General features: G+C 39.1%; 16 protein-coding genes. 2 read left to right on the top strand and 14 right to left on the bottom strand.

The genetic code is table 11. The features are described from left to right. Positions 1-172: 172 nt before the first annotated feature. Both CEF22_RS14620 and tnpA read right to left on the bottom strand, forming a co-directional pair. The gene (locus CEF22_RS14620) at positions 173-1,624 is read right to left on the bottom strand and encodes a hypothetical protein (protein WP_100403426.1); all 1,452 of its coding nucleotides are present in this window, start codon (positions 1,622-1,624) and stop codon (positions 173-175) included. Positions 1,625-1,643: 19 nt separating this feature from the next. Then, positions 1,644-2,048, bottom strand: coding sequence for an IS200/IS605 family transposase (gene tnpA / locus CEF22_RS14625; protein WP_100403427.1), 405 nt, complete (start codon positions 2,046-2,048; stop codon positions 1,644-1,646). A gap of 197 nt (positions 2,049-2,245) precedes the next feature. Between tnpA and CEF22_RS14630 the strand changes: the two genes are divergently transcribed. Further along, positions 2,246-2,467 carry a CPCC family cysteine-rich protein gene (locus CEF22_RS14630; protein WP_232726133.1) on the top strand — a complete coding sequence of 74 codons (222 nt, stop codon included), beginning with the start codon at positions 2,246-2,248 and terminating at the stop codon, positions 2,465-2,467. Between the two features lie 54 nt (positions 2,468-2,521). On the opposite strand, the gene CEF22_RS14635 is transcribed toward CEF22_RS14630, so the two are convergent. The 9 genes from CEF22_RS14635 to cax form a co-directional block, all read right to left on the bottom strand. Further along, positions 2,522-3,034, bottom strand: coding sequence for a YcxB family protein (locus CEF22_RS14635; RefSeq protein ID WP_095478937.1), 513 nt, complete (start codon positions 3,032-3,034; stop codon positions 2,522-2,524). Between the two features lie 300 nt (positions 3,035-3,334). Further along, entirely contained in the window at positions 3,335-3,574 is a 240-nt protein-coding gene (locus CEF22_RS14640) for a hypothetical protein (protein ID WP_100403429.1), read from the bottom strand. Between the two features lie 160 nt (positions 3,575-3,734). Next, the gene (locus tag CEF22_RS14645; RefSeq protein ID WP_232726134.1) at positions 3,735-4,568 is read right to left on the bottom strand and encodes a DUF1835 domain-containing protein; all 834 of its coding nucleotides are present in this window, start codon (positions 4,566-4,568) and stop codon (positions 3,735-3,737) included. A gap of 438 nt (positions 4,569-5,006) precedes the next feature. Beyond that, complete coding sequence (gene rlmD / locus CEF22_RS14650) at positions 5,007-6,386, bottom strand: 23S rRNA (uracil(1939)-C(5))-methyltransferase RlmD (protein WP_100403431.1); 1,380 nt, start codon at positions 6,384-6,386, stop codon at positions 5,007-5,009. Between the two features lie 130 nt (positions 6,387-6,516). Then, positions 6,517-7,296, bottom strand: a complete 780-nt coding sequence (gene pdaA / locus CEF22_RS14655; RefSeq protein WP_100403432.1) for a delta-lactam-biosynthetic de-N-acetylase — start codon at positions 7,294-7,296, stop codon at positions 6,517-6,519. Between the two features lie 262 nt (positions 7,297-7,558). After that, positions 7,559-9,091 (bottom strand): fumarate hydratase, encoded by a 1,533-nt coding sequence (locus CEF22_RS14660; RefSeq protein WP_095478931.1) that lies wholly within the window; start codon positions 9,089-9,091, stop codon positions 7,559-7,561. Positions 9,092-9,228: 137 nt separating this feature from the next. Further along, the gene (locus CEF22_RS18735) at positions 9,229-9,405 is read right to left on the bottom strand and encodes an SE1561 family protein (RefSeq protein WP_094836306.1); all 177 of its coding nucleotides are present in this window, start codon (positions 9,403-9,405) and stop codon (positions 9,229-9,231) included. A gap of 75 nt (positions 9,406-9,480) precedes the next feature. Continuing rightward, on the bottom strand, positions 9,481-10,260 hold the full coding sequence (locus CEF22_RS14665) for a YfkD family protein (protein ID WP_100403433.1): 780 nt from the start codon (positions 10,258-10,260) through the stop codon (positions 9,481-9,483). A 304-nt stretch (positions 10,261-10,564) separates the two neighbouring features. Beyond that, on the bottom strand, positions 10,565-11,620 hold the full coding sequence (gene cax, locus CEF22_RS14670; protein WP_100403434.1) for a calcium/proton exchanger: 1,056 nt from the start codon (positions 11,618-11,620) through the stop codon (positions 10,565-10,567). A gap of 323 nt (positions 11,621-11,943) precedes the next feature. On the opposite strand from cax, the gene CEF22_RS14675 reads away from it, so the two are divergent. Continuing rightward, positions 11,944-13,863 (top strand): heavy metal translocating P-type ATPase, encoded by a 1,920-nt coding sequence (locus CEF22_RS14675; protein WP_100403435.1) that lies wholly within the window; start codon positions 11,944-11,946, stop codon positions 13,861-13,863. A 29-nt stretch (positions 13,864-13,892) separates the two neighbouring features. Here CEF22_RS14675 and CEF22_RS14680 read toward each other — a convergent pair whose 3' ends face one another. The 3 genes from CEF22_RS14680 to CEF22_RS14690 are packed head-to-tail and all read right to left on the bottom strand — an operon-like array spanning position 13,893 to position 15,595. Then, positions 13,893-14,729, bottom strand: a complete 837-nt coding sequence (locus CEF22_RS14680) for a YihY/virulence factor BrkB family protein (RefSeq protein WP_232726135.1) — start codon at positions 14,727-14,729, stop codon at positions 13,893-13,895. Positions 14,730-14,743: 14 nt separating this feature from the next. Further along, complete coding sequence (locus CEF22_RS14685) at positions 14,744-15,079, bottom strand: YtxH domain-containing protein (protein ID WP_100403436.1); 336 nt, start codon at positions 15,077-15,079, stop codon at positions 14,744-14,746. Positions 15,080-15,124: 45 nt separating this feature from the next. Next, complete coding sequence (locus tag CEF22_RS14690; RefSeq protein WP_100403437.1) at positions 15,125-15,595, bottom strand: low molecular weight protein-tyrosine-phosphatase; 471 nt, start codon at positions 15,593-15,595, stop codon at positions 15,125-15,127. Positions 15,596-15,768 lie beyond the last annotated feature (173 nt).

Consider the following 15,768-nt stretch of genomic DNA (forward strand, 5'->3'; position numbering starts at 1 on the left):
GACGACCTTATCAATCTTGCGATTAAGTTTGCCATTCCTACACTGGTATGCGTATCTCAAAACTTAGCGGACACCTTCACGTATAGTGTTGTACTTGTGCTTAGCCCGAAGACCGTACACTGACTTAGAATCCCGCCTTTATCGAGGTGCTGTCACTCCCCGAAATATGCTGTTATGCCACGTACCAAGACAATGTTTTGTTGCTTGATTGGCGAAGTCTTTCGATTTCTAAATGGTGTAGTGCTACAAATTTTTTCCATTGATCATTGCACAAATCCACATCAACAGAATCAAGGTTGTCATGGGTGTTTCCAATTAGGAAAGCTGAATATAGATCACGTTGGATGGCTAGACCTTGAATATCGTTCCAACGTTCATTAAGTTGCTTCTTGGCATAAGTTTGAGTTGCATGGTTGAATTGACTGGCTTTGGTTGAATAGGTATCAATCTTCTTGATCGACCGACCTTGATACCTTAGTTTTCGATCAATAATAGAAATCAACATGGCAGGTGCACGATGAGCGATGGTCTTTCCATAACGTTTTTTCTTGTTGATTTTACCGTTCTTCTTATTTCGGGTTGTGTTCTTCGCTCGTTTGGCGAGAGATTGAAACTGCATGGTTTCCACTCGAATATCAGAACCTAATGCAAGAATTTCATTGGCAAGTTGCTCATGTGACTGTTTGCGCTTAACCGTAAGTTTGCGATATAGCTCTTTCCGTTTGGCTTTGAGTTGAATGTAGCGATTTGAGTACGTCCAAGTTCGACGACCTTTCTTCGCCACTCCATTTTTGTCAAAGTTATCGGGATTGCTTGCACGTTTACTTCTATCCATTGCTCGCTGGACTTTACGAAGTTCTTTGTAGTCAGGTGTACAATCGGGTGCAAGTTCGACCAACATCACGTTTTCTTCACTGACAATCGCAGAAGTTGAGGTGCCAACATCCATACCAACACGTTTGGAGTCGTCATTCTTAGGCTCACAGTTGTATTTTTTGGGCGGCAGCCCTTCTTGCACAAGTTGCACGAAATAGCGTTGTTTCCCTCGAATTTCGCGTTTGATCACACGTACATATTTGGTACGATCACACAAGCCTTCAAGGGCGTAATCATCATTACGTTTCACTTTGAAATCAAGTTCTAGTTCACCCCATAAGATTTTCATGTCTTTCTTGCGAAGCCCTGTGTTGTTTGATTTATTTTCGATACTCATATCGTCAAATTTTTTCTTGAAATGCACTCTAGCCGCTTGATGATAATGGACTTTCTCAACTGATTGAAAGGCACGAGTCGCTAATTTTTGTACTTCATTAATACCTAGTGCTTTTCCAAAATGGTATTTTGGCGATTTCGCAAACTCATGGACTTGATATTCGGAATAGCCATGCGAGCGTTCAATTTCACGTAGGCGTTGATTACGAACCTTAGAACTCGGTTCTTTCAACAAAGTACGATATTCTTTATCAGCTTTGACCGCTTTTAATCGTTTTAGGCAGTACCCAAGACAAGCGTTGTATATCGACTTACCGATACGCATTTTCTTATCAAGAATGACCTTATTTCGTGCGCTTTGAACGATTAATTCAAATTCAAGAATATAGCTAGAAGTCTTTGCTTTTGCCATTGGATACACCACCTTTCAATTAAGCGTTCTTTTGATTTTCAATATATTTTCGGATGGTTTCTTCGTTTACGTGTCCGACTGAACAAGAAAAGTAATTCCTCGTCCAAAGGCTAGGCAAGCGAGATTTCAGCCACGGAAACTCTTCACGCAAGATACGAGAAGAACGTCCTTTGAAGTCTTTAATGATTTTATGCAACATCAGACGAGGATCAAAGTCGATGAAGATATGCACATGATCTGACATGATTTCCAGACCCTTAATAGTAATTTCTTTTTCTTCGGCTATCTCGAACAAGATTTCTTTTAACTTTTCATCTACGCCATTCACAAGAACGGGTCTACGGTACTTCGGCGTGAAGATGATATGAAACTGGTTTTTGTAAACGATTCCTTTTTTATGAGTATAAGCATCTTCCTTAGGCATTGGTATCCCTACCTTTCCGATGAATCTATCATACTATAAGCAAATAGATAATTACATAATAAACTAATGTAATTGAGCAAAAAAATAAAAACAGAAGAAAAGATATAGATAAAGGAAGTGTCGGGCTTTCGACAGACCTAAAGGTTTGCCTCATCCCGAACGGCAATTCCTCCCACTGCCTAAAGGCACGGGCTTCCTTGCCTGTATCTAGTGAAATTTGTTTTTGGGAAGATGATATAGTTCAATTTAATGACTCCGATTATGAAGGTGGAGCAAATGAAGTTTCATTGAGACAAGCACCAAAAAACTTTAATAAGCTTGGAGCTTGCGAAAAAGTCTGTATTCAGTCTGTAAGAAAAAACAATGAGCAAGACATAAAAGACCATTTAACAAAAAACCGCTATTCAAAAAGTCAGTAAAAATTAACTTTCTGCAACAGCCGCTTGCTCTTGGCAAGTAATCATGATAAATATTCATTTTGTCACCTTCGATTTAAGATAAGTTTTTATTTCCTCAACATCATCTACCTCTCTTTTCGGAAGTATGTATGCACTTACTGAGCTGTTATAAAGATAGATGTTATGTTTATCCTCACTAATAGTTTTAATGCCTGACCAAGTTACTTTTGTTTCACCATTAGAAGTCGAATCGATGATCCCCTCTTCTGACAAAACCATATGATGTTCACCTAATAGACCCTCGTTCGTTCCCTCTTTTATCATTTTCTTAGTATTTCGGATAACATAAAAATAGAAATATCTTGGATAGAAAATAATCCACAGAATACTTATTACTAAAAAAGTAATGAATACCCCAAGAAAAGGCACACTTCCGACTTTTGAAAGTACAAAGGATACAATGATAAAGAGGATAGGAGTTAAAAATCTTTGCATATTCAATACTCTTTTAACCGCTTTTGAATTTTTAACGTGAAACATATTGAACTTTAAATAATCCTCTTCTGTTAAATTGTAATTTATCTCCATTACGAATCTCCTTTTTATATTCTTTATAAAGAAAATTAGTAAACGTCATCATTTGTTGCTAAAACACCTTTAATAAGAGGAACAAAGGCTAAAACCGCAACTTCCTGTTGCAACGCCTTTGTAACCTGCATCTTGCAGGCCCGAACGGATCGGGCATTTACGGGCTGTTGAGGTGGAAGTCTTACAACCCGTTAATGCGGGATAAACTTGAAACATTATCAAATGGTATAGGTTTCCCATTAATCAAAATATCAATAACCTGTTGTAGCCCATAGTTTGAATCAATTTTATTTTGATTCATTAATAGAGTTTTTGCTTAAAAAGTTTCATTGCACAGAAAGTAATACCTAATGCTAATAAAGAAATCATCAATGGCGAAATCGAACTTGCAGAACCAAATTCAACTTCAGAGGGTAGAGATGAGGCATTTTTCCATACAAAGTCTGGTGTATAAAGCTTAGTTAATACTAGACCCGAAACTATTTGAAGTACGCCGTAAGCTAAAACAAAACTACCTGTAAACAATAAATATTTCTTCATGTCAATTCTCTCCCTTTTGCAATTTTTTCATTACCATTAGTTTATCACATACTATACCTTATTAGGTAAAAAAAGTAATTAATTCCCCCTAGCCTTTAGGCGCGCTGTGAACCCTAATTGCAAAATCGATTGTGGGAAAGCTATTTAAAACAAAGCCTCATCATTTCAACTTCACACTATAAAATCGCATAGCTTCAAGGCTACCTTCTGACTCAAATACTCCTGCTTTTATTAGTTTTTTTAGTCGATATTCTAAAAAGGAATCACCTACATATTGTTCTAAATATCCGAGAACATCGCCGATCAGTCTTGCTGCTTTCATAAAGTCTTTTAATTGCGGTTTTCTATGTAAATACTTTGCTCTTTGAATAATAAATTGGTCATAATAGTCTTCAGGTACACTTTCAATTCTTCCGTTCTTCCATATTCTTAATGCTTCACGATTTTCAGCAAGAGTCAGCCATTCTTGTTCAAGCTTCTTCCGTTCAATTTGTGATAAAGACGGCTTCATTTGACTTTGCTCATAAATCACTTGGAGTTTCTCTGGAGGTATTTCACCTGTATGCATTACCACATATTCTATATTCGGTTCGTTAAAGTGTTCCGCATAAGTCGTTGTCGAGTTAATCACGTTCATTTCATTCGTTTTATTCTTTAATAAATGCAGAACAAATCGCAGTCCTGTTTGCTCATGAGAACTTTCAGATACCCATATCGTAATTGGCAAATTTTCTGGAATAGACAATATTTGATCCATCGTCTTTTGATAGCGCTGTTTATATTCATGAAAATCTTCAGCCGTAAGATTTTTCATCCAATCCAACCTTGCTTCTTCATGCAATCGAAAAATAGGACCAACAGAAAATATATCCCAAAATGAAATGACTTTTTCTATTTTATTGACGCCCATCGCTTTTAAAGCTACTTTTAAACTTCCGGCAGGAGAATCACCGAAAAGAATATGTACCCTTTGAAATTGTTCTTCCTGCTTCATTTCGTTATATCCCTCCAAAACTTTTTCATTTGGATGAAGTGTCGTATTCACCTCTTCAATATAGAACTTTGAAAAGGTCAACATTCTTCATCAAAGTACATATACCAACGCACATACTCGTTCTAAATCAAATTCAGCATCGTAACATCGAAAGATTATGTAGATAAGATAAATTCATTCTTCGATAGTTTCGTACATATCCCTCAAAAAATTGAATAAGATTGAAATACTGTTTTTTCATACGCATTACTCCCCTTCTATATAACGTTTCCCTATTCTACATTGTAAGGAAAAAAACACCCTAAAAACAACAAGTGAATTTACATAAAATAATAAGAGAGCTTCCCATAAAAGAAGCTCTCCTACGACTGCCTCCACCTTAAGAACTTCAGACCATTGCATGAACAATACGTCTTCGATTCGTTAGTGGTTTATTTCTTAATTATTTAAAACCAACTTCGCCACTGCCTCGACATGAGCCGTCATCGGAAACATATCGACAGGTTGAATATATTCAACCTCATACATCCCGCTCAATTGGTTAATATCCTTCGCCAATGTCGATGGATTACACGAGACATAAATGAAGCGTTTCGGTTTGATTTTTTTCAATGTGTCTAAAAATTTCTGATCACAGCCTGTACGCGGTGGGTCGACGATAACGACGTCGGGCTTCCATCCTTGCCAAAGCCATTTTGGTAGCCATTCTTCCGCTGTGCCGACTTCATATACGGCGTTCATATTGTATGTTTTCGCATTTTTCCTAGCATCATTAATCGATTCAGCGATAACGTCCATGCCGCGAATTTCCGCTGCTTCTTTGCCGACCCAGAGCCCGATCGTTCCGGAACCACAATAAGCATCAACGATTTTTTCTTTTCCTGTTAAAGCCGCTGCTTGCTTCACTTCATTATAAAGCTTTGTTGTCTGCACAGGATTCAATTGGAAAAAAGCTCTCGCTGATAGTTCGTACGTGTAGTCTTCTAGCTGTTCTTCGATCGTTTCTTGACCAGCTAATGTGACCGTTTGATCGCCAAAAATTAACGACGTTTTCTTCGGGTTAATGTTGTGCATAATCGATGTGACTTCCGGCAGACGTTTTTGAATTTCATCGACGATTAATGCTTTTTTCGGTAGTTCGTTCGTAGCAGTAATGAGTACGACTTGGATTTGCCCCGTCGCAATTCCTACTCGCGTGACAATCGTTTTCACAGCGCCTTGTTTTTTCTTTTCATCATAAATGGAGACGTTGACATCTTGTAAAATATTTTTCACCGTTGTTAGCACATGATTGATAGCTGGTTGTTGGACATTGCAGTTCGGAATATCAATTAATTTATGGGAGTTTAAGCTGTATAAGCCGGCGACGACTTTCCCATCTTTTTTCCCTACTTGAAACTGGCTTTTGTTGCGGTAATTCCACGGATTGTCCATGCCGATTGTTTCGCGAATATTAAGCGATTCCATATCAAGCTTCGTGTGCCGTTCAAGTGATTGGATTAAAATATCCCGCTTCTCTTTTAACTGCTGATCATAGGATAAATGCTGTAGCTGACAGCCTCCACATTGCTCGTACACAGGGCATGGAGGAGTTGTCCGGTGCGGAGAGGCTTTACGAATTTTTTTAATTCGACCTTCCGCAAATTTTGGATGAACCTTTGTTGCTTCAACGACGACTTCTTCTCCCGACAAAGCCCCTGGGACAAAGACAACTTGCCGTTTAAAATAACCAACGCCTTCCCCATTAATGCCGATCCGTTTAATCGTTAACGGAAACGTTTGTTTTAATTTGATTTTCATTTGATTTTGTTGCTTCATTATTAAGCCTCATTTCACAGGTTTGCTTTTATTAGTATAACAAAAAATAGTACCTTATAAGAAAGAGGATATGCGTTCAATGAGTTTGCTAAAAAAGTTTGACTCCCACAGCTACGCAGGAGTCAGACGTTTACGATTTTTTTCGAGACTTCATATAATGATCTAAGCTTTCAAAGCGATAGCCCTTCTTTTTCAAATCTTTGATCGCTTTTGGAAGTGCTTCGGCATTGTCTTTTGAGACGGAGTGCAATAAAAGTACAGCTCCTGGATGAATTTGCGCCATAATGTTGTCATATGCGTATTGCCAGCCTCTTTGGTTGTTTGTTTCCCAATCCTTAAAAGCGAGCGACCACATGACATGGGTGTAGCCCTCGTCTTTCGCCAGCTTTAATGTTCGTTCACTTAATACTCCACGCGGCGGCCGCAAATAAGGCATGCTTTTTTGTTTGGTTAGTCGAGCGGTTTCCTCCTTTACTAACCGCAGTTCTTCTCTTAACTTTTCATCGTTAACTTGCGTTAGATCAGGGTGAGTCCAGGAATGGTTGCCGATGATATGCCCTTCTTTATGCATTCTTTTCACTAAATCTGGCGCGCTTTTCAAATAATGACCTGTGACAAAAAAAGCACCGGGCACTTTTTCTTTTTTCAACGTATCAAGAATGTTTTCGGTGTAGCCATTTTCATACCCATTATCAAACGTTAAATAGATGACCTTTTCATTCGGGTTTGCTTTGTAAAACCCACCATATTTTTCGAGGATCTCATCATATTCTTTCCCTGCTTGTGCTGGCTGCTCATCTTTTCCTTTTTGAAAGCCCCAATGAATCGCTTGATTAGACATCGAAAAAGCAGTAGAAGCGAAGATCATTAGGAACAGTGACACCAACACGCTATTTTTCAACCATTTCATACGCATCTTCCTTTGCTCTTTTTCCTTTAGTTTCAATCGAAAGCAGAAAAATATCCGTTCATTGCGGAGAAATATTTGGTAATGTCGAAGAAACACTTATTAAGGTCGAAGAAAATTAACTATCATCGAAGAAACACTCATTAAGGTCGAAGAAGATTAACTATCATCGAAGAAACACTCATTAAGGTCGAAGAAGATTAACTATCATCGAAGAAAGGCAAAAAGCGGCCGAATCAACTTCGACCGCTTTCTCATTTCAATCTTATTTAAATACTGGCTCTTTAAATTGAGCTAGTTTTTCTAGTGATGATTTGTCTACAGTTTCGTGAAGGCTGTTGCCGTGTGAGTCCATTGTGACAACTGCTGTGAAGCCTTCTACTTGTAAATGCCACATCGCTTCTGGAATACCGAATTCCATTAAATCAACACCTTCAACTGATTTAATACAGTCAGCGTAGTATTGAGCTGCTCCGCCGATGGCATTTAAGTAAACGCCCCCGTGTTCTTTTAGAGCTGCCAATGTTTTTGGTCCCATACCGCCTTTACCGATTACGGCACGGATACCGAATTTCTTCATGATGTCTCCTTGATAAGGCTCCTCACGAATAGACGTTGTTGGACCTGCTGCTTTTACATGCCATTTGCCGTCTTCATCTTTTAGCATAACTGGACCGCAATGGTAAATGACTTGTCCATTTAAGTCTACTGGTGCATCGTGGTCTGTTAAGTATTTATGAATCGCGTCACGACCTGTGTACATCATGCCGTTAATACGAACGACATCGCCCACTTTTAACTCACGAATTTGCTCTTCTGTAATTGGTGCCTGTAAAGTCACTGTACGGCTTTCAGACTGTGTTTCTTCCGCTTGTTGTTCGAATGTGATTTTTTCGCCATCTTGGTATAACCATTCTTGAATTTCGCCTGTTTCAGGATTGATTTGTACACCTAAGCGACGGAATGCCCAGCAGTTGTAAGCAACAGACACGAAGAAGCTAGCTGGTAAACGGTGCATTACTCCAACTTTACAGCCAAGCAATGTCGTTTCACCGCCGAAGCCCATTGTTCCGATGCCAAGCTCGTTCGCATGCTTCATTACATACTCTTCTAGTTTGCGAAGATCTTCGTTTGGATTTACATCTTCTACGTTGCGGAAAAGTTGCTCTTTCGCTAATTCATAGCCAGTTGTACGGTCGCCACCGATTCCAACGCCGATGAAACCTGCGCTACAACCTTGCCCTTGTGCTTGATAAACAGAATGCATAATACATTTGCGGATTCCATCAAGATCACGGCCTGCTTTACCTAGTCCTTCTAATTCACAAGGTAAGCTGTACTGAATGTTTTTATTTTCACAGCCACCGCCCTTTAAAATTAGGCGTGCATCGATATAATCTTTTTCCCATTGTTCAAACTTAATAACTGGTGTCCCTGCACCAAGGTTATTCCCACTGTTTTCCCCTGTTAATGAATCAACGGAGTTTGGACGTAGTTTGCCGTCTTTCGTTGCGCGAATCAACGCCTCATGAATCGCTTCTTTAATAACAAGCTGATTCACTCCCACTGGCGTTTTCACTTTAAACGTTGGCATACCCGTATCTTGGCAAATTGGAGAAATATTTTCATCCGCCATTTGGATATTGTTCGTAATTGTGTCTAGGCTCATTGCTGCACGAGTGCCAGCGTTTTCACGAAGCTTCGCAGCCTTTACCGCACGACGAACGTCCTTCGGTAAATTAGTGGATGTTTCAACGATTAATTGGTACATGCTTTCCTGAAATTGTTCAAGATTCATTATTATTCCCCTTCCCACTTACCTTTATGTATAAGACTCAATATTCTTATTATAACGCTGAACATATTCGTTTGAAAGAGATTAAATTGTAAACACAAAAAGTGCCAGAATTGCTTCTGGCACCCACGGGACAACTATTATCTGCTTTTAAATTGTTCACATTTCACTTCGATATCATCAATCATTTGTAGAAGGCGATCAATATCTTCTAATTCTGTTTCAGCAGGATCAATGGAATCCAACACTTCTAAAAATATATTTAATCGCTCCTTTAAATAGCTGACTTGCGATTCTTTATCATTAATTGGTTTCATGAGCAATGGCCCCTTTCTTTTTTACACAATTAAATGGTAGCCGATCGCAAAGTCAATTTCAACGTTTTTCACATATTAACGAACGGATTGATAGCTAAATGACAGATGATTTTTAATTGGAATCCAAGCAGTCACTCTTTTAGAAGTAAGATTTTTGACGACGACTGCTCGATTCCAGCCCGATATGACTAAATACACTTCTCCGAAAGTCGCTGTCCCTTTTTCATGAATCGCAGGGGCAAAGGAATGTAAGTAGCCAGCCGTTTTTGGTGCGACGTTGTAAATATCATTTTGTTTCGTTCCATTGCCAATAACCGTTGAGTAAGCAAGTGGCAGTTTTGTTTTTTTGATAGCTGATTTTAACACCATCTCTTGCACTTCATCTGCTCGCGGTACTTTTGCTGACAATCCACCTTTTACGACTTTATATGTCTCTTGCACATAATGCATTTGATAGTTGTTTTTCCCACCGCGGTTATCATAAAAATTGGTATTGATTTTTTGATATTGCCAATTGGGGGTAGTTTCCTCTGAATGATAGGAAAGCGGCCACTCTCCAAGGTAAATTTCTGCTCTCACACCAAATGCAAACGGCGATTTATTCATATCCGTTTCATTGAGCATGCGAATAAACTTAGGGTTCGTAATCTTCGCCTTAGATGTGCTAAGTAATTCTTTCGTCAGCTCTGTCGGCTGTAATTCTGATATTTCTTGCTCTTCATTTAAAAACGTATTCTCCTTCGTAATATCTCTGACCGAAGAAGGAATTTGAAAAGGTTGTTTCGCTACGGCGGAATTGACCCCGCTGAACAGAAATACAATTACTATAGATAAAAGCAAACGGATGAATTTCATGATGTCATTTCCTCCAAGCTTTCTTTTTTCTATAGTTTGTACCCGTAAGGTCTCTTTATCCGTTGAAATAAGCGGCTCTATTAAGTGATTTTTTGGTAAAAACTGAAGATGATTGGCGCTTTTTTAGTATTATGGAAGCTTCTTCGATGTTGTTAGCCTTTTCCTCGACTTTTCTGCTCATTTCTTTGACCTTGCTAGCTCTTTCTTCGACTTTCTGATCGTTTCTTTGACCTTGCTAGCTCTTTCTTCGACTTTCTGATCGTTTCTTTGACCTTGCTAGCTCTTTCTTCCACTTTCTGATCGTTTATAGTAAGTAAAATCCAATGCCCATAATAACGTAAGCAGCTAATAACGTTAAGCCTTCAAACCAGTTTGTTTCTCCATCGTTTGAGATGACGATTGCTACCAAAACGGCTGTGACCATCGAAACCAACTCTGGAATTGTGAATACTAACGGCATCGGATTCACAAATAATAATGATAATAACACGAGCAACGGGGCGACGAACATGGCGATTTGTAGCGTGGAGCCGATAGCAATTTCAACAGCGATATCCATTTTATTTTTCATCGCCATTAAGATCGCTGACGCGTGCTCAGCGGCGTTACCAACGATGGCAACAATAATGACTCCGATAAATAATTCAGACCACCCAAAGCGATCGCCGACGGCTTGAAATGTATGTACAAGCCCTTCTGATACGTAGGCAACGGCAAGAGTCGCCGCAAACAAAATGCCGAGCGCCTTTCGTTTTGACCATTCCGGCTCCTCATGATCAGTTTCTACATTTTCATCTTGTGAAACATAGACCCCTCGATGAGTGACTAATTTAAAGAACAAAGCAGCTAAATAAAGCATAATTAATATAATTGAAACCCCGATACTTAAAGAAAGTGTCTTTGTTTCATTCATATTCATCGTAAAGATCTCTGGAATAACAAAAGCCACAATGACAGCAAACATTAATAACCCTGAATTATGTCGGGCATCATGCACATTAAATGTTTGACGTTTATATTTCAACCCACCTAAAAAGAAAGAAAGTCCAGCGACTAACAGCAAGTTTCCTAAAACAGAACCTGTCAACGAAGCAAGTACCACTTCAACTAACCCTGCTTTCAAGGCAAAAATCGAAATGATCAGCTCAACCGCATTTCCAAAGGTAGCATTTAACAACCCACCAATTCGCGGACCAGCGACAATGGCTAAACTTTCTGTTGCTCTGCCCATATAGCTAGATAAAGCAATAATCGTCAAACAGTAAATCGCAAACATCAAAATACTCGACCAATGTAGTAAAGACCCTGCGACAGACAGCGGCACCCCAAGTAAGACCATGATTCCAAATATTTTACCCATTTGTGTACCTCTCTTCCCTTATAAGTTAGTAACTCTACTCTCTTTCGTTAAAGCCTATTTTTCCCCTTCACTCGTTATTGTATTCTTTTCCATTTTAGCTGATAAAAAAACGACTTGAAAACAAAGGATTTATCCTTTTCTTTTCCACCGTCCTATGTTAAGATATCCTTAATTAGAATAATTTTAAAGTAAAAATTAGTTGTCTACATCTAATAAAGCTTGTATTAACGGTATTGATAACGATTTTCACTATCTCTCACACTTCAGAATATGATTATTATTCTCAATTAAAAAATAAATTATCAATTAAGGAGGTTTTTCCTATGGATGCACAAGTAAAAGCTTTATCTTCTCATTCAAAGGAACAAGCAGTTTGGCTTCAGAAAATACTTCCACATGCGGAGTTAATTGCAGCTCTCTTTAGCGGCTTACTCATTTTAGCAGGGTGGCTATTAGACCATAACGGGTTGCACACCGCAGCAATTGTCAGCTATGTGGCAGCCTTTGTAATCGGCGGATTCGCCAAAGCCAAAGAAGGTATTGAAGCAACCATCGAAGAGAAAGAATTGAATGTTGAAATGCTGATGATTTTTGCCGCGGTTGGTTCAGCTATCATTGGCTATTGGACAGAAGGTGCCATTCTTATCTTTATTTTTGCTGTAAGTGGCGCTCTTGAAACGTATACGATGAATAAAAGTCAGAAAGAGATTTCGGCGTTAATGGAGATTCAGCCTGAAGAAGCTTTGCGGGTAATCAATGGATCGGAAGAACGCGTGCATATTTCTGAATTAGCGATTGGCAATACCATTCTTGTGAAGCCAGGTGAACGAATTCCAGCTGATGGTATGATCGCAAAAGGTCGGTCTTCAATTGATGAATCGGCCATTACCGGAGAGTCCATCCCTGTATCAAAAGAAATTGACGGCGAAGTGTTTGCTGGAACGGTCAATATTACAGGCTCCCTTTACGTCGAAGTGACGAAAAAATCAACGGAAAGCTTGTTCCAAAAAATCATTCAACTCGTACAATCGGCTCAAAGTGAAAAATCGCCTTCTCAGCAATTTATCGAAAAATTTGAAGGAACTTATGTCAAAGTCGTATTAGCTGTCGTCGGAATTATGATGTTTCTTCCTCACTTTGCCCTCGGCTGGAGCTGGAATGAAACGTTTTATCGGGCGATGGTGCTGCTCGTCGTTGCGTCTCCATGTGCCCTCGTTGCTTCCATTATGCCAGCGACGTTATCAGCTATTTCCAACGGAGCCCGTCACGGTATTCTATTTAAAGGTGGCGTGCATTTAGAAAACTTAAATAACTTGAAGGCGATCGCTTTCGATAAAACAGGCACATTAACGAGAGGAAAACCAGAAGTTACTGATGTGATTGTTCGCGAGGATCTCGATGAAACAGAGTTGTTAAAAGTCGCCGCTTCGATCGAAAGCCAGTCGAATCATCCCCTTGCTCAAGCTGTCGTTCGTTATGCCCGAAAACAACAATTAACTTTTTCTGCCCCAGAGCATTTAGAAGATGTCGCTGGCTGGGGAGTCAAAGGGCAAGTGGACGGCAAGGAATGGAAAATCGGAAAAGCGGATTTTGTTGGACGTGAAGAAGCCTTCGCTTTTGCTTCTGGTCAAGCGAAAGATCTAGCCTCTACTGGAAAAACAACCGTTTTTGTGGCAGATGAGCATGGCGTAGCTGCCGTCATTGCGTTAAAAGACTTAATTAGAGAAGAAACGAAGCTCGCTTTAGATTTGCTTCGACAAGAAGGAATTTATACGATTATGCTCACAGGCGACAACGAAAAAACAGCGAAAGCCATTGCTGAAGAAGCCCACTTAGATAGCTTTATCGCCGAATGTTTACCGGAACATAAAGTAGAGCATTTGAAAACGCTCATCGAAAAACACGGAACAGTCGCGATGGTTGGAGATGGGATCAATGACGCACCAGCTCTTGCGACAGCCAATATCGGTATCGCGATGGGTGAAGGCTCTGACGTTGCCTTAGAAACAGCGGATATCGTGTTAATGAAAAATGACCTACCTAAAATCGCAGAAGCCATTCGCCTGTCGAAAAAAATGAAACGAATCGTCAAGCAAAATGTCATCTTTTCTATTTCGGTGATCATGCTACTCATTATCTCAAACTTCTTCCAAGCACTTGATTTACCACTCGGTGTGATCGGCCACGAAGGAAGTACGATTCTTGTTATTTTAAATGGTTTACGACTATTGAAATCAAGCTAAAAAGCAACGGCTGCACAGCCGTTGCTTTTTCATGTAGCGGATGGAGTTTCACTGTTTTTATAAGCATTAATTTCACCGCCGAGTAAAATAATGAATGCCGTTAAATAAAACCAAATCATCATGATAATGATCCCTCCGATACTCCCATATGTAGCAGAGAAATTACCAAAGTTATTCACATAAAAAGAAAAGCCGAAAGAGGCAGCAATCCAACCAATCGTAGCAAAGACAGCCCCTGGAACGACCGACCGCCACTTTACTTTTACACTCGGAGCAAAATAATACAGGCCCATAAAAACGGTAAATATCAATATCGGAGAAATCGACCATCTCAACCAATCCCATAAAGCAATGAGCTCTTCAGATGCATTGAAATAGCTATAAGCGAGCAAACCGAGCTGGCGACCGAATACTTGCAGTACTAAAGCAGCTGCCACCGTTAAAATTAAGCCGAATGTTAATAAAATCGAGATCCCTCGATTCATATAAAAAGGACGAGTCTCCTCCACACTATATGCGTGATTTAACCCTTTAATAATCGCATTCATCCCATTAGAAGCAGACCAGACTGTCGCAATAATCCCAAATGACAACAGGCTGCTATTGCGAGTGTTGACCACTTCTTCGACTGTTGCTTGAATCGTAGCTATTGTCTCTTCTGGTGCAAAATCTTTAATTAGTGCAAACAAATCATCCGTTGTAAAGGGCAAATAAGCTAACAATGTCACTGTAAAAATCATCAACGGAAAAATAGACAACAGAAAAAAGTAAGCCATTTGCGCGGCAATGCCAGCGATATCTGATTCTTGAAATCGCCCAATTAAATGCATAATAAATTTTTTCTGTTTTTCTATCGTGACCTTCAAACTGCCACCCCCAATTATTTTGAAGTAGCTGAACCTGATTTTTCTTCATTAAAAAGAAAAGTTGTTTTCGTCTCTTCCATTAATTCTTTTACTTGAGGCGTTAATTCTGTCAAGCTACTTACTTTATCACGAATAAATCCAATATCTTCATTGACCTGCTCATATGTTTCTTTCGCCAGATTGATAATTTCCTTAGAAGAATCCATCAGTTGTTCTCGATTTTTCACTAATTCACATACCTGTTTCCCCCATGCATTCATCTCTTCTCGCGTTTTTCGATCAGTCAGGCTAATCGCTCCTCCTATAACAGCACCGATCATTACCCCAGCAACAAATTTAACTTTTCCCATGATATTCATCCCTTCTTTGAAATATATGTACTTTCTTTATTTTCATTATAACTGCTGATCTTGTTTAATGAATTGTAATAAAGCTTGATTTCCCTTGGCAATTAGCTCATACACCTCTTCAAAATCTCCTGTAAAATAAGGGTCTGGTACATCTTTGTTTGTCACTTCTTGGACTAAATCAAGAAGTTGAATCACTTGAGCGTTCCCTTTCGAAGTTAATTTTTTATGGATATTTTTGACATTATCACTATCCATAGCGACAATATATTGGAAATCCGCTCCATCTTCAATCTTTAGCTGTCGTGCCTTTAATCCTTCACTACTCACTTTATACTTTTTCAAAATCGATAATGTACCTTCGTGTGGAGGCTTTCCGATGTGCCAATGGCCTGTGCCAGCAGAGTCTACTTCAATGATATCATCTAATTTTTCTCTTTTCACTAAATCACGAAACATCGCTTCAGCCATAGGAGATCGGCAAATGTTTCCGAGACACACAAATAACACTCGAATCATTTTTTCCACCTTCTTATATAAGAATAATATATACCCATTCTCTATTTTGTCATAAATCCCCTTCATTTCAACGAATAAAATCTATTTTTGTCGAAATAAAAACAAGCTCTCCCTTTATTCCCATTTGTGTTTTCTAACAAAAATTATCTACTTTCTTATTTTTATTCACATAA

Source organism: Bacillus sp. FJAT-42315, from assembly GCF_002797375.1.
In the GTDB taxonomy this organism is placed as follows: Bacteria; Bacillota; Bacilli; order Bacillales; family Domibacillaceae; genus Bacillus_CE.

Coding starts and splice junctions, on each gene's coding strand:
- CEF22_RS14645 (WP_232726134.1), bottom strand. CDS start 4,568: ATGAAGCAGGAAGAACAATTTCAAAGGGTACATATTCTTTTCGGTGAT.
- CEF22_RS14675 (WP_100403435.1), top strand. CDS start 11,944: ATGGATGCACAAGTAAAAGCTTTATCTTCTCATTCAAAGGAACAAGCA.
- cax (WP_100403434.1), bottom strand. CDS start 11,620: ATGGGTAAAATATTTGGAATCATGGTCTTACTTGGGGTGCCGCTGTCT.
- CEF22_RS14685 (WP_100403436.1), bottom strand. CDS start 15,079: ATGGGAAAAGTTAAATTTGTTGCTGGGGTAATGATCGGTGCTGTTATA.
- CEF22_RS14665 (WP_100403433.1), bottom strand. CDS start 10,260: ATGAAATTCATCCGTTTGCTTTTATCTATAGTAATTGTATTTCTGTTC.
- CEF22_RS18735 (WP_094836306.1), bottom strand. CDS start 9,405: ATGAAACCAATTAATGATAAAGAATCGCAAGTCAGCTATTTAAAGGAG.
- CEF22_RS14640 (WP_100403429.1), bottom strand. CDS start 3,574: ATGAAGAAATATTTATTGTTTACAGGTAGTTTTGTTTTAGCTTACGGC.
- tnpA (WP_100403427.1), bottom strand. CDS start 2,048: ATGCCTAAGGAAGATGCTTATACTCATAAAAAAGGAATCGTTTACAAA.
- CEF22_RS14660 (WP_095478931.1), bottom strand. CDS start 9,091: ATGAATCTTGAACAATTTCAGGAAAGCATGTACCAATTAATCGTTGAA.
- rlmD (WP_100403431.1), bottom strand. CDS start 6,386: ATGAAGCAACAAAATCAAATGAAAATCAAATTAAAACAAACGTTTCCG.
- pdaA (WP_100403432.1), bottom strand. CDS start 7,296: ATGAAATGGTTGAAAAATAGCGTGTTGGTGTCACTGTTCCTAATGATC.
- CEF22_RS14690 (WP_100403437.1), bottom strand. CDS start 15,595: ATGATTCGAGTGTTATTTGTGTGTCTCGGAAACATTTGCCGATCTCCT.
- CEF22_RS14635 (WP_095478937.1), bottom strand. CDS start 3,034: ATGGAGATAAATTACAATTTAACAGAAGAGGATTATTTAAAGTTCAAT.
- CEF22_RS14620 (WP_100403426.1), bottom strand. CDS start 1,624: ATGGCAAAAGCAAAGACTTCTAGCTATATTCTTGAATTTGAATTAATC.